Source organism: Enterobacter sp. BNK-29, from assembly GCF_048684785.1.
Taxonomy (GTDB): Bacteria; Pseudomonadota; Gammaproteobacteria; order Enterobacterales; family Enterobacteriaceae; genus Enterobacter; species Enterobacter cloacae_M.
The window spans coordinates 1,579,465-1,591,153 of sequence record NZ_JBLQTU010000001.1; the positions used below are offsets into that span (position 1 = coordinate 1,579,465).

Annotated in this window: 12 protein-coding genes; 5 read left to right on the plus strand and 7 right to left on the minus strand. The window is 55.3% G+C overall.

What is annotated here, in order from left to right; translation table 11 throughout:
• Positions 1–45: 45 nt before the first annotated feature.
• Positions 46–1,113: an outer membrane-stress sensor serine endopeptidase DegS gene (gene degS, locus ACMGGX_RS07500; RefSeq protein ID WP_023309386.1), complete on the plus strand. Its 1,068-nt coding sequence runs from the start codon at positions 46–48 to the stop codon at positions 1,111–1,113.
• 57 nt (positions 1,114–1,170) lie between these two features.
• On the opposite strand, the gene mdh is transcribed toward degS, so the two are convergent.
• A complete protein-coding gene (gene mdh, locus ACMGGX_RS07505) occupies positions 1,171–2,109 on the minus strand; it encodes a malate dehydrogenase (RefSeq protein WP_023309387.1) in 939 nt (312 codons plus the stop codon).
• A 397-nt stretch (positions 2,110–2,506) separates the two neighbouring features.
• Between mdh and argR the strand changes: the two genes are divergently transcribed.
• The 3 genes from argR to yhcN (ACMGGX_RS07520) all read left to right on the plus strand — a co-directional run bounded on the left by argR (position 2,507) and on the right by yhcN (ACMGGX_RS07520) (position 3,994).
• Positions 2,507–2,977, plus strand: a complete 471-nt coding sequence (gene argR, locus ACMGGX_RS07510; RefSeq protein ID WP_023309388.1) for a transcriptional regulator ArgR — start codon at positions 2,507–2,509, stop codon at positions 2,975–2,977.
• Positions 2,978–3,352: 375 nt separating this feature from the next.
• Positions 3,353–3,616, plus strand: a complete 264-nt coding sequence (yhcN, locus tag ACMGGX_RS07515; RefSeq protein WP_023309389.1) for a peroxide/acid stress response protein YhcN — start codon at positions 3,353–3,355, stop codon at positions 3,614–3,616.
• Between the two features lie 111 nt (positions 3,617–3,727).
• Positions 3,728–3,994 (plus strand): peroxide/acid stress response protein YhcN, encoded by a 267-nt coding sequence (yhcN, locus tag ACMGGX_RS07520; RefSeq protein WP_032659672.1) that lies wholly within the window; start codon positions 3,728–3,730, stop codon positions 3,992–3,994.
• 61 nt (positions 3,995–4,055) lie between these two features.
• On the opposite strand, the gene ACMGGX_RS07525 is transcribed toward yhcN (ACMGGX_RS07520), so the two are convergent.
• From ACMGGX_RS07525 to aaeX, 5 genes are all read right to left on the minus strand, one after another.
• A complete protein-coding gene (locus ACMGGX_RS07525) occupies positions 4,056–4,328 on the minus strand; it encodes a barstar family protein (protein ID WP_023309391.1) in 273 nt (90 codons plus the stop codon).
• A gap of 45 nt (positions 4,329–4,373) precedes the next feature.
• Entirely contained in the window at positions 4,374–5,828 is a 1,455-nt protein-coding gene (locus ACMGGX_RS07530) for an NAD-dependent succinate-semialdehyde dehydrogenase (protein ID WP_420298239.1), read from the minus strand.
• A 90-nt stretch (positions 5,829–5,918) separates the two neighbouring features.
• Positions 5,919–7,886, minus strand: coding sequence for a p-hydroxybenzoic acid efflux pump subunit AaeB (gene aaeB, locus ACMGGX_RS07535; protein WP_045355383.1), 1,968 nt, complete (start codon positions 7,884–7,886; stop codon positions 5,919–5,921).
• Positions 7,887–7,891: 5 nt separating this feature from the next.
• Entirely contained in the window at positions 7,892–8,824 is a 933-nt protein-coding gene (gene aaeA / locus ACMGGX_RS07540; protein ID WP_047743528.1) for a p-hydroxybenzoic acid efflux pump subunit AaeA, read from the minus strand.
• 7 nt (positions 8,825–8,831) lie between these two features.
• On the minus strand, positions 8,832–9,035 hold the full coding sequence (gene aaeX, locus ACMGGX_RS07545; RefSeq protein WP_003860416.1) for a p-hydroxybenzoic acid efflux pump operon protein AaeX: 204 nt from the start codon (positions 9,033–9,035) through the stop codon (positions 8,832–8,834).
• A 179-nt stretch (positions 9,036–9,214) separates the two neighbouring features.
• Here aaeX and aaeR point away from each other — a divergent pair, with 179 nt between their 5' ends.
• On the plus strand, positions 9,215–10,141 hold the full coding sequence (gene aaeR, locus ACMGGX_RS07550; RefSeq protein ID WP_023309395.1) for an HTH-type transcriptional activator AaeR: 927 nt from the start codon (positions 9,215–9,217) through the stop codon (positions 10,139–10,141).
• A gap of 77 nt (positions 10,142–10,218) precedes the next feature.
• Here the strand turns inward: aaeR and tldD are convergent, their stop codons facing one another.
• Positions 10,219–11,664 (minus strand): metalloprotease TldD, encoded by a 1,446-nt coding sequence (tldD, locus tag ACMGGX_RS07555; RefSeq protein ID WP_029740073.1) that lies wholly within the window; start codon positions 11,662–11,664, stop codon positions 10,219–10,221.
• Positions 11,665–11,689: the final 25 nt, after the last annotated feature.

Sequence of the window (11,689 nt, forward strand, 5' to 3'; positions counted from 1 at the left end):
TCATGTTATGCTGCAAATCGTTCCTTTTTTAACGACACGCGCATCATGCTTTTAAAGCTCTTACGTTCTACTGTCATCGGTTTGATTGTTGCTGGCCTGCTGCTGCTGGCGCTGCCGTCTTTACGTCAGTTCAATAAACTGTCGGCTCCCCAGTTCGATAGCACGGATGAAACGCCGGCCACCTATAACCAGGCCGTCCGCCGTGCCGCACCTGCCGTGGTTAACGTCTATAACCGTGGTCTGAATACCTCAGCCCATAACCAGCTGGAGATCCGCACCCTCGGCTCCGGGGTAATTATGGACGAGCGCGGGTACATTATTACCAACAAGCACGTGATTAACGATGCCGACCAGATCATCGTCGCCCTGCAGGATGGCCGCGTATTTGAGGCGTTACTCGTTGGGTCTGACAGCCTGACCGACCTGGCCGTGCTGAAAATTAATGCCACGGGCGGTTTGCCGGTCATCCCGATCAACCGTAAACGTACCCCGCATATTGGTGACGTCGTCCTGGCTATCGGTAACCCTTACAACCTGGGCCAGACCATCACCCAAGGGATCATCAGCGCGACCGGTCGTATCGGTTTGAACCCCTCCGGGCGGCAGAACTTCCTGCAAACCGATGCCTCCATCAACCACGGTAACTCCGGCGGGGCGCTGGTCAACTCGCTGGGCGAGCTGATGGGTATCAATACCCTCTCGTTCGATAAAAGTAACGACGGTGAGACGCCGGAAGGGATCGGCTTTGCCATTCCGTTCCAGCTGGCGACCAAAATCATGGATAAACTGATCCGCGACGGACGCGTGATCCGCGGCTATATCGGTATCGGCGGGCGCGAAATTGCACCGATGCATACCCAGGGCGGCGGTATCGATCAGATTCAGGGCATCGTGGTTAACGAGGTGGCACCGGGTGGTCCGGCGGCTAACGCGGGAATTCAGGTAAACGATGTCATTGTGTCGGTCAACGGCACGCCAGCGGTCTCTGCGCTGGAGACGATGGATCAGGTGGCAGAAATTCGCCCGGGTTCTATCATCCCTGTTGAGGTCATGCGCAACGATAAGAAACTGACGCTGCACGTGACGATTCAGGAATACCCGGCCACTAACTGACAGGCATAAAAAAACGGAGCGATAAGCTCCGTTTTTTTTACCGGGAGACGGTTCGTATTACTTGTTAACGAACTCTTCGCCCAGGGTGATATCTTTCTTCAGCGTATCCAGCATGCCTTCCATCGCGTGTTGTTCAAACGCGCTCAGCGTACCAATGGATTTACGCTCTTCGATACCGTTTTTACCCAGCAGCAGCGGCTGAGAGAAGAAGCGAGCGTGTTCGCCATCGCCTTCAACGTAAGCGCATTCAACAACGCCTTTCTCGCCCTGCAGAGCGCGAACCAGCGACAGACCAAAACGCGCAGCCGCCTGGCCCATAGACAGGGTTGCAGAACCGCCACCCGCCTTCGCTTCCACCACTTCGGTACCCGCGTTCTGGATGCGTTTAGTCAGGTCAGCCACTTCCTGCTCGGTGAAGCTCACGCCTGGGATCTGCGACAGCAGAGGCAGGATGGTGACGCCAGAGTGACCGCCAATTACCGGTACTTCCACTTCTGTTGGCTGTTTGCCTTTCAGCTCAGCAACAAAGGTGTTGGAACGGATGATATCCAGCGTGGTTACGCCGAACAGTTTGTTTTTGTCGTAAACACCCGCTTTCTTCAGCACTTCTGCCGCGATAGCCACGGTGGTGTTCACCGGGTTAGTGATGATGCCGATGCATGCTTTCGGGCAGATTTCTGCAATCTGCTGCACCAGGTTTTTCACGATGCCCGCGTTGACGTTGAACAGGTCTGAACGATCCATGCCTGGCTTACGCGCCACGCCTGCAGAAATCAGCACCACGTCGGCACCCTGCAGAGCAGGACGTGCATCTTCACCGGAGAAGCCTTTGATTTTTACAGCAGTCGGGATGTGGCTCAGGTCAACCGCCACACCTGGGGTTACCGGAGCAATATCGTACAGGGAGAGTTCTGAGCCTGAAGGCAGTTGGGTTTTCAGTAGTAGGGCAAGCGCCTGGCCGATACCACCAGCAGCGCCGAGGACTGCGACTTTCATCCTAAACTCCTTATTATGGTTAACTTAAGTATCTGTAAATCCGTTGCGGCGACCATAATTCAGCAAGTAAATAATTACAATTTTCGTAGCTAAAGAATTTGAGGTCACGCGACTTTATCTCTCACCAGAAGACTATCTGACGACAGAGGGCAACGCATTAAGAGGTGGTTACAATACACCCTGCCCCGCCACCAAAACAACATCATTTTGATAACATTTAATTTACTTTTAAGCTTATTTGCGCGGCGTGACCCAGGCATGTTTTCTGATAACGAAATCTGATAAAATCACTCCCTTTCATAACATTATTTCAGCCTGGCGCTGAGTAGATAATTTGCATAAAAATTCATCCACATGCATAATAATGTTGTTTCTATCGTCATATTCCGGGTGACTTATGCGAAGCTCGTCTAAGCAAGAAGAATTAGTAAAGGCGTTTAAGGCGCTACTCAAAGAAGAGAAATTCAGTTCTCAGGGAGAAATTGTTCAGGCGCTGCAGGAACAAGGCTTCGATAATATCAATCAGTCGAAAGTCTCCCGCATGTTAACGAAATTTGGCGCGGTGCGTACGCGAAACGCCAAGATGGAGATGGTCTATTGCCTGCCGGCAGAACTTGGCGTGCCGACCACCTCCAGCCCGCTCAAAAACCTGGTTCTGGATATCGATCATAACGACGCCGTCGTGGTGATCCACACAAGCCCTGGTGCCGCGCAGCTGATTGCCCGCATGCTGGACTCGCTGGGTAAAACGGAAGGTATCCTCGGGACTATCGCCGGTGATGACACCATCTTTACCACACCGGCTAGCGGTTTCTCCGTGAAAGATCTCCACGAAGCCATTCTGGTACTGTTCGAACAGGAACTCTAATCCCCTCTCCCCGTAGCGCCGCTGCGGGGATCGTTCTGCTTCCGCTGCGTTTCTCACTCTTTTCCTCTGCCCTTCACTTTGACAAATAGTGCTTTTTACCACCCATTAACATTCATCTGGTGAATGCTAAATCAAAAAATCGCACAAAAAATCAAAAGCTGATATCCATATGATTTTATTAGATATAACCAACAAAAATGACAAAAAAAAGCCCAATATTATGCAATTTGGTTATAAAAAACAGACTGGTTAACACGTAATAACAAGAGAAACCATTAGTCTGGTATTAATTTTTGCCGTTATTAGTGTATACTTGATTTTGTGATGAGGGTCACGAAACAAGACCCCACGAAAAAATTCGACGAGGTAAGAATCATGAAAATCAAATCAACTGTAGCGGCGCTCAGCGTCCTGTCCGTCCTGTCATTCGGTGCTTTCGCAGCAGACTCTATCAATGCTGACCAGGCGCAATCCCGCCAGGCCATCGGCACGGTTTCTGTCGGTGCGGTCGGCACATCGCCAATGGACATGCATGAGATGCTGAACAAAAAAGCGGAAGAACAGGGTGCGTCATCCTATCGCATCATCGAAGCGCGTTCCGGTGACCACTGGCACGCCACCGCTGAGCTGTACAAATAAGTTTTAGTAATAGCTGAAAACGAAAATCTCCACTCAACGGCACCAGGCATAAAAATAGCTGTTCAACCCTTCTCGCCGTTGAGTAAAAAACCCTATTCAGGAGTAAAGACTATGAAAACCAAATTGATCATCGCAACCCTCGGTCTGGCATCCGTTCTCTCTTTCGGCGCAAGCGCAGCCGTACAGCAGGTAAATGCCGACCAGGCACAAAATCTACAGCGTATGGGCAGCGTCTCCGTAACGTCTGTCACCGGTTCACCGATGGATATTCGTCACGAACTTGCCGCCAAAGCTGAAAAAGCAGGCGCCAGCAGCTATCGCGTCACCGAACTGAATCAGGGTGACCACTGGCATGCAACGGCAGAACTGTATAAATAAACCCTCGTCGTATCTCATCATACGACTTGCCCCTGGCCTTATGGTCAGGGGCTTTTTTCATTCAATGCCGCGCGTTAAAGCGCAGCTGCCCTTCAAGCTCTTCTTCCGCTTCATCAAACAGCAATATCAGCGCGCCAAAACGTCTTCGCAGCTTATCGGGCAAATGGATGAACTCAATCTCCAGCGGTAGCGGCAACTGACTGCCGGTGACCACGTCCCACAGCGTATCCAGATTCGTCACGCTTTCTCGTTCAAGATCAAACGCCCGGATAAATTCACGGTAGAAGTCTTCCTGACTGTCGATCTCGTCAAAATCAAACGTATAGGTTTTCATTGCCAGCCACCCAGTCCAGGCGAGCGGCAGATGCCGCCCTGTCTATTATAATCCCCCAATATGCAGGGTTTTAACTTCCAGATACTCTTCCAGCCCCAGCACGGAGCCCTCTCGTCCAAGACCTGACTCTTTTACGCCGCCAAAGGGGCCGAGCTCCGTGGAGACGGCGCACTCGTTGATGCCGATCATCCCGCTCTCGATGGCCTGTGAAACGCGGAAGACCCGAGAAAGATTCTGGGTGTAGAAGTAAGCCGCCAGCCCATAGGGCGTGTTGTTGGCGCGCTGGATGACTTCATCTTCCGAGGTGAAACGGAAGCACGCCGCCAGCGGCCCAAACGTCTCTTCTTCTGCCAGCTTCATGCCCTCATGGCAGTCGCCCAGTACGGTTGGCATCCAGAAATTCCCGCCAAGCGGATGAGGCTTGCCTCCTGCCAGTACGGTTGCGCCCCGGGCAACGGCGTCGTCGACATGCTCACGCACCTTGTTGACCGCAGAAGGTTCAATCAGCGGCCCGACGACCACCCCCTCCTCAAGACCATTACCCACCTTCAGCGCATTCACCGCATCGGCGAGTTTATTCACAAATTTGTCGTAGACGGTTTCCTGAATATAAAAACGGTTCACGCTGACGCAGACCTGCCCGGCATTGCGAAACTTGTTGGCGATCGCGCCCTTAACCGCTGCGTCGATATCCGCATCCTCAAAAACGATATACGGGGCATTTCCCCCCAGCTCCATCGAGACTTTTTTCATGGTTTCTGCGGCGTTACGCACCAGCGTTTTGCCGACGGAGGTTGAGCCGGTAAAGGAGATTTTACGTACGTCGCGGCTTGCCATAATCGCATCGCTGATTTCATGCGTATTCCCGGCTACGGCGTTGAGAACACCGTCGGGCACTCCGGCCTGTTTCGCCAGCGTAAGCAGCGCAAAGGCGCTGAGCGGCGTGTTATTGGCCGGTTTAATGACCCCGGTGCATCCTGCCGCAAGCGCCGGGCCTAACTTGCGGGTGAGCATGGCCATCGGGAAGTTCCACGGCGTAATCGCCGCGACCACACCAATAGGTTCACGGGTCGCCAGAATGCGTGAGCCGGGTTTTATCGGCGGAATAATTTCACCGTTCGCGCGTTTGGCCTCTTCGGCAAACCACTGGATAAAGCTGGCGGCGTACTCGACTTCTCCCTCCGCTTCTTTCAGGGGTTTGCCCTGTTCGGTGGTCATCAACCGCCCGAGCCAGCTTTTATTCTCAATAATCAGTTCGTACCAGCGGTAGAGAATCGCCGAGCGTTCTTTCGCGGTTTTGGCACGCCATGCCGGGAAGGCCTGGGTAGCCGCTGCGATAGCGTCTTCGGTTTGCGCTTTACCCGCTTTTGCGACTTTAGCAATGACCTCGCCGGTCGCGGGATTCAGCACATCAAAGGTTGTATCCAGCGTTTTCCAGATTCCGTTGACCAGATAACCGGTCTGAAAAAGGATGTGGTCCTGAAGCGCCTGGGTCGTCATGTGTTCTCCCTTTCTGAAATGTAAGAACGTGCTGGAATAAGTATAGCCACAAAAAAACCGACGCTTTTGGCGTCGGTTTTTTTACTTCAGTCAGTTATCCGTGAGGGCATTCTGATAGCGATGCAGCATAAACACCAGCCGTCCTACCGGCTCGGTCACCTGAGGCGGCGCCTCCCAGTGCTTGAGCTTTTCCTGATAGATATCGAGCTCTTCAAGCAGCTGCGTAAAGTAGCGGCGCCGTTTGTCATCGCTGCTGGCAGAAAGCACGTGATCGGCGGTACGACGCAGCTGGCGGTGGTATGCCGACAGATCGTCGTTGATCGGCACGGGCGCGTTACGCAAACGCTGGTGCGCAATAATCATGGTTAACGCCAGGCGGAACTTCGCGATATCGCCCGGGAACTTGTTCAGCAGCAAAAACAGCTGCTGGTACAGCGCGGGGAGGTGGTTCTCTTTACGGCGCGCGGTATTCGTTGTCAAAGATGACACGGCAGCCGACACGAACTGGTTCAGCAGCACGCGGCCCGTTCTTGCCTGCGAGTTATCCCGCACCAGCAGTATCACCATCATGGCCAGGAAGCAGCCCACCAGCTGGCCTAACGCGCTGTCGAGGAACTGGCTGAAATGGAAGGTCATCGGGTTATCGAGCACGATGATGTTAATCGTACTCGCCAGCGCCCCCAGCGATCCCAGACGCCGCTTTTGCACTTCAATGCCGATAAAGAACGCCATTACCGCCAGGCTAATACAGAGCAGCAGCATGCTCTGTTGCGTCGACGGGATGATGACCAGGAAATAGAGCGCGCCTATCGGCAACGCGGCAATCGTGCCGTAAAGGAAGTCAATGGCGACCATACGCGGATTAGGCAGACGCATCGCCAGTGCGGTCACAACGGCAATCATCACCATCGCGCCGCTGCCGGACGTCCAGCCCGTCCACAGCCAGAACAGCGTGCCGAGCATGCAGGCAAGCGTCGTACGCCAGAAATTGACCATGGCGTGATGGCGCTCGGCGGATTCCGCCTTGATCACCACTTCCCCCTGCAGCACCTCTTCTTCCGCCGCGCTGATTTTGGTGTTACCGATTACGCCGCGCTTCAGCAGCAGATAGCGCGTCGCGGCGCCGACCCAGGTGTAGATGGTCACCGGCGTGTCGCGCTCCCCGGTCCAGGCAATCACCCGGCGCATGCGCTTAAGCTGCTTATGCACGTCCTGTACGGTTTCCACAGGCTCGGCAAACAGTTCGCGGAACGTATCGGTGACCGCTTCCGGCCGGGTGTTCTGAATCAGATAGGTTTCACAGGCCTGGGTAATCAGCGTCAGAGAGACGGTGTTGAGGGCTTTAAGACGTCGATTCGCGCGGGCCCAGCGCGAGGACTCCATGTTAAGGTTGCTGCGCATACCTTCCAGCGCCTGCGTACGGCGTACCAGCCCGCTCCAGGCTTTATCCACCTCTTCGCTATCGCCATGCTTAATGCACAGCTGCATCAGCTGATACTGGGCAACGATCAGCGCGTCGAGCTCACGGTCGACCTCCTGCTTGATGGAGCGCGGGGAGAAAAGCAGATCAGCGACGATCGCGCTGACAATACCAATCACAATTTCGCTGCAGCGCTCCACCGCAAACTGCGGGGCCAGCAGCGGTTCGCTTTGGATAGTGATGATAATAATCAGCGCGGTATAGCCCGCCAGTCCCCAGGCGTAGGAGTTCTCCACTTTCACCAGAGACGAGATCCAGGTGCAGAAACCGGCCCAGATGCAGCAGACCATCAGCATCAGCAGCGGGGTGCGGATCATGAGAATAATAATGGTCAGCGCCGCGAAACAGCCGATAAACGTCCCGATAATACGCAGCATCCCACGATAGCGGATCGCGCCTGAATAGGGTTCCCCGCCTGCGGCAAAGGCAGGACCCGCCGCGACAATCGCAGCCGTCAGCACTGCCCAGCGAGGGGTTTCAAGCTGGAAGTGAAAGCCAACAAACAGCGCCAGCACGATGGCGCACGCCAGCTTCACGGCGAAGCGAATGTGCTGGCTGGCGATGGAAAAGATACCCATGGCGATTAACCAAACTCGCGCAGGCGGTGGGCAATTTTACGGAAGAACGAGTCCTGGCTGGCATCCCGGTCCTTTTCACCGGTGATCACCACCGTCGCCGTGGTACCCGCAGGCCACAGATTTCCCTGCTGTTCGTCCAGGTGGATGCGCACCGGCACGCGCTGGGCCAGACGCACCCACTCCAGGTTGGAATCGACCGTCGCCATCCCTTTGGCATCGTTAGAGCTACTGGAGTTAGTCACCCCTGCGGCAACGCTGTCGACGGTGCCTTTAAAGACGCGGTTGCTGCCGAGCGGCGTAATTTCCGCCCGATAACCTGGGCGCACGCCTTCCAGCTTGGTCTCTTCCATATAGGCGAGCACGTAGAAGGAGTTCTGTTTAACCAGCGCCACGGCGGTAGAGCCACGGGTAATGAATTCCCCGGCATAGACGTTGAGGTTGGTCACCCAGCCATCGGACGGCGCGCGGATCACGGTGCGCTCGAGATCGAGCTTCGCCAGATCGCGCGTTGCCTGCGCTTTCGCCAGCTGGTGCAGCACGGTTTGCAGCACGTTGTTGGACTGGTCAATCTCTTCACGGGACATTGCCTGAACGCCTAGCTGATTACGGCGGCCTGCCTCGCGGCGTTTCTCCGCAGCGAGCGCCTGATAATAGGCCACGTCCGCTTCTGCCTCTTCCAGCGCTTTCTGGTAACGAGGCTGGTCGATGGTGAACAGGACCTGATCTTTTTTCACCAGCTGGTTATCGCGGACGTTGACCGCCGTGATAAGACCGGCCACGTCAGGGGCTATTGCCACCACATCGGCGCTGAAGCGTGCATCACGCGTCCACGGTGATTCGGTGTAATAAACCCAGGCGCGGAAAATAGCGATGAAGGCGAGGATAACCAGCGCCATTGTGATGGCAGTGCGGGAGATTTTTCTTGTTAGCGTTTTCACATCAACCTCAGACAAACATGCGCGATATCAGATAAAACAGGCAGCAATACAGCGCGGTATTGAACAATGCAGGGTGCCAGACGAAATCGTAGATCCCGGTAGGGACCAGCACCTTGCGCACCAGCCAGAAGATCGCCAGTGATAAAAGAAGCTCGAAAAATATCGGTGGGAACGACAGACCGAACACCACGATAACGGGAAACAGACTCATGTTGACCTTGATAAGAGAGAGTGCAGGCTTCAGAATTTTTTAGCGCACGCCACCGCAGGAGAGCAAGAAACGCCGGGCGAGAATGGCGCAGCCGTTATGTAATTAATAATATATTAACGTAACTGTTATGCTGTTATCTATAATATGTGATCTAAATCACTTTTAAGCCAGAGTGAACAATGGAACGTTTAAAACGCATGTCGGTCTTCGCCAAAGTGGTTGAGTTGGGCTCTTTTACCGCCGCTGCACGCCAGCTTCAGATGAGCGTCTCATCCATCAGCCAGACGGTGTCCAAACTGGAAGATGAGCTTCAGGTCAAGCTGCTCAACCGCAGTACCCGCAGCATTGGGCTGACGGAAGCGGGTAAAATTTACTATCAGGGCTGCCGCCGTATGCTGCTTGAAGTGCAGGATGTTCACGAACAGCTCTATGCCTTCAACAACACCCCCATCGGCACGCTGCGCATCGGGTGTTCTTCAACTATGGCACAAAATGTTCTCGCTGCCATGACGGCGGATATGCTGAAAGAGTACCCCGGGCTTACCGTCAATCTGGTGACGGGTATCCCGGCGCCGGACCTGATTGCCGACGGGCTGGACGTGGTGATCCGCGTCGGCGCGTTGCAGGATTCCAGCCTGTTCTCGCGTAGGCTGGGCAGCATGCCGATGGTCGTCTGCGCCTCGAAAAGCTATCTGGCGCAGTACGGCGTTCCGGAGAAACCCGCCGATCTCACCAACCACTCGTGGCTGGAGTACAGCGTGCGGCCCGATAATGAATTTGAGCTGATCGCTCCGGAAGGGATCTCCACCAGGCTGCTGCCGGAAGGACGGTTTGTCACCAACGATCCGATGACGATTTCACGCTGGCTGGTGGCGGGTGCCGGGATCGCCTACGTGCCGTTAATGTGGGTGATCAACGAGATCAACAGCGGCGTGCTGGAGATCCTCTTCCCGCGCTACCAGTCCGATCCGCGTCCTGTGTACGCCCTGTATACCGAAAAAGACAAACTCCCGCTCAAGGTACAGGTGTGTATTAACTATCTGACCGAGTATTTTGTGGACGTGGCGGAGCTGTTTCAGGGGATGCGGGGGAGAAGGAAAGAGTAGACCTTTTTCCAAAAGGAGGAGGGAGAAAAGACAGCATGGAGCAGTACCCTCTCCCCTTTGGGGAGAGGGTCAGGAAATTACGCCGTGCCGCCCACCGTCAGGTTGTCCACCTTCAGCGTTGGCTGGCCCACGCCAACCGGCAGGCTCTGGCCCTCTTTACCGCAGACGCCCACGCCGTTATCCAGCTTCAGATCGTTACCGACCATAGAGATCTGCTGCATGGCTTCAATACCGGAGCCAATCAGCGTCGCACCCTTCACCGCTTTGGTCACTTTGCCTTTCTCGATCAGATACGCTTCTGACGTGGAGAAAACAAACTTACCGGAGGTAATGTCCACCTGGCCGCCGCCAAAGTTTGGCGCAAAGATACCGTAATCAACGGATTCGATAATCTCCTGCGGCGTGGATTTGCCCGGCAGCATGTACGTGTTGGTCATGCGCGGCATCGGCAGGTGCGCGTAAGATTCACGGCGTCCGTTGCCCGTCGGCGCCACGCCCATCAGACGCGCGTTGAGTTTGTCCTGCATGTAGCCTTTCAGCACGCCGTTTTCGATCAGCACATTGTACTGCCCTGGCGTACCTTCATCGTCGATAGCCACCGAGCCGCGACGATCGCGCATGGTGCCGTCATCCACCACGGTGCACAGTTCAGAGGAGACAAGCTGCCCGATTTGACCGCTGAACACGGACGTCCCGCGACGGTTAAAGTCGCCTTCCAGGCCGTGGCCTACGGCCTCGTGCAACAGCACGCCGGGCCAGCCAGCGCCCAGCACCACCGGGAATGAGCCCGCCGGTGCAGCGACGGCATTCAGATTCACCAGCGCCATGCGCACGGCTTCTTTCGCCCACGCGTCGGCGCGTGCTTCACCGTCAACGTCGCCCAGGAACCAGTCATAGCCGAAACGACCGCCGCCGCCGCTTGAGCCGCGTTCGCGTTTGCCGTCGTCATCGACCTGCACGCTGATGGAGAGACGCACCAGCGGGCGAACGTCCGCCGCAAGGGTACCATCCGTTGCCGCAACCAGAATCAACTCATACACACCGCTCAGGCTGGCCGAGACTTCCTGCACGCGTTTATCCGCCGCGCGGGCGACTTTGTCCACGCGACGCAGGATATCCAGCTTCTCTTCACGGCTCATGCTCTGCAGCGGATCGATGCTGGTATAGAGCGCAGAGTGCTGCACTTCTCCCAGGGTTTTCACGCGACCATCACCGGTATCACGCACAATGGTACGTGCGGCCTGCGCGCTCTGCTCGAGTGCGGTAAGGCTAATCTGATCGGCATAGGCAAAACCGGTTTTCTCGCCGCTGACGGCACGGACGCCGACGCCCTGGTCGATGTTGTAGGAGCCATCTTTGATGATGCTGTCTTCTAAAACCCAGGATTCGTGATAGCTCGACTGGAAATAAAGGTCGCCGTAGTCGAGGCGGCGTTCGGTCAGTTGACCAAGAATGGAGAACAGGTCCTGATGGCTCAGGCCGTTCGCTGCGAGCAAATGTTCACTTACCAGGTTCAGACTCATCGTATTGCTACTCGTTCGTTGCCGC

What these genes read in the sequence shown, in the direction of transcription:
- aaeB (WP_045355383.1), bottom strand. Translation starts at nt 7,886, where the DNA reads ATGGGTATCTTTTCCATCGCCAGCCAGCACATTCGCTTCGCCGTGAAG.
- ACMGGX_RS07525 (WP_023309391.1), bottom strand. Translation starts at nt 4,328, where the DNA reads ATGAAAACCTATACGTTTGATTTTGACGAGATCGACAGTCAGGAAGAC.
- mdh (WP_023309387.1), bottom strand. Translation starts at nt 2,109, where the DNA reads ATGAAAGTCGCAGTCCTCGGCGCTGCTGGTGGTATCGGCCAGGCGCTT.
- aaeR (WP_023309395.1), top strand. Translation starts at nt 9,215, where the DNA reads ATGGAACGTTTAAAACGCATGTCGGTCTTCGCCAAAGTGGTTGAGTTG.
- aaeX (WP_003860416.1), bottom strand. Translation starts at nt 9,035, where the DNA reads ATGAGTCTGTTTCCCGTTATCGTGGTGTTCGGTCTGTCGTTCCCACCG.
- yhcN (WP_032659672.1), top strand. Translation starts at nt 3,728, where the DNA reads ATGAAAACCAAATTGATCATCGCAACCCTCGGTCTGGCATCCGTTCTC.
- yhcN (WP_023309389.1), top strand. Translation starts at nt 3,353, where the DNA reads ATGAAAATCAAATCAACTGTAGCGGCGCTCAGCGTCCTGTCCGTCCTG.
- tldD (WP_029740073.1), bottom strand. Translation starts at nt 11,664, where the DNA reads ATGAGTCTGAACCTGGTAAGTGAACATTTGCTCGCAGCGAACGGCCTG.
- ACMGGX_RS07530 (WP_420298239.1), bottom strand. Translation starts at nt 5,828, where the DNA reads ATGACGACCCAGGCGCTTCAGGACCACATCCTTTTTCAGACCGGTTAT.
- degS (WP_023309386.1), top strand. Translation starts at nt 46, where the DNA reads ATGCTTTTAAAGCTCTTACGTTCTACTGTCATCGGTTTGATTGTTGCT.
- argR (WP_023309388.1), top strand. Translation starts at nt 2,507, where the DNA reads ATGCGAAGCTCGTCTAAGCAAGAAGAATTAGTAAAGGCGTTTAAGGCG.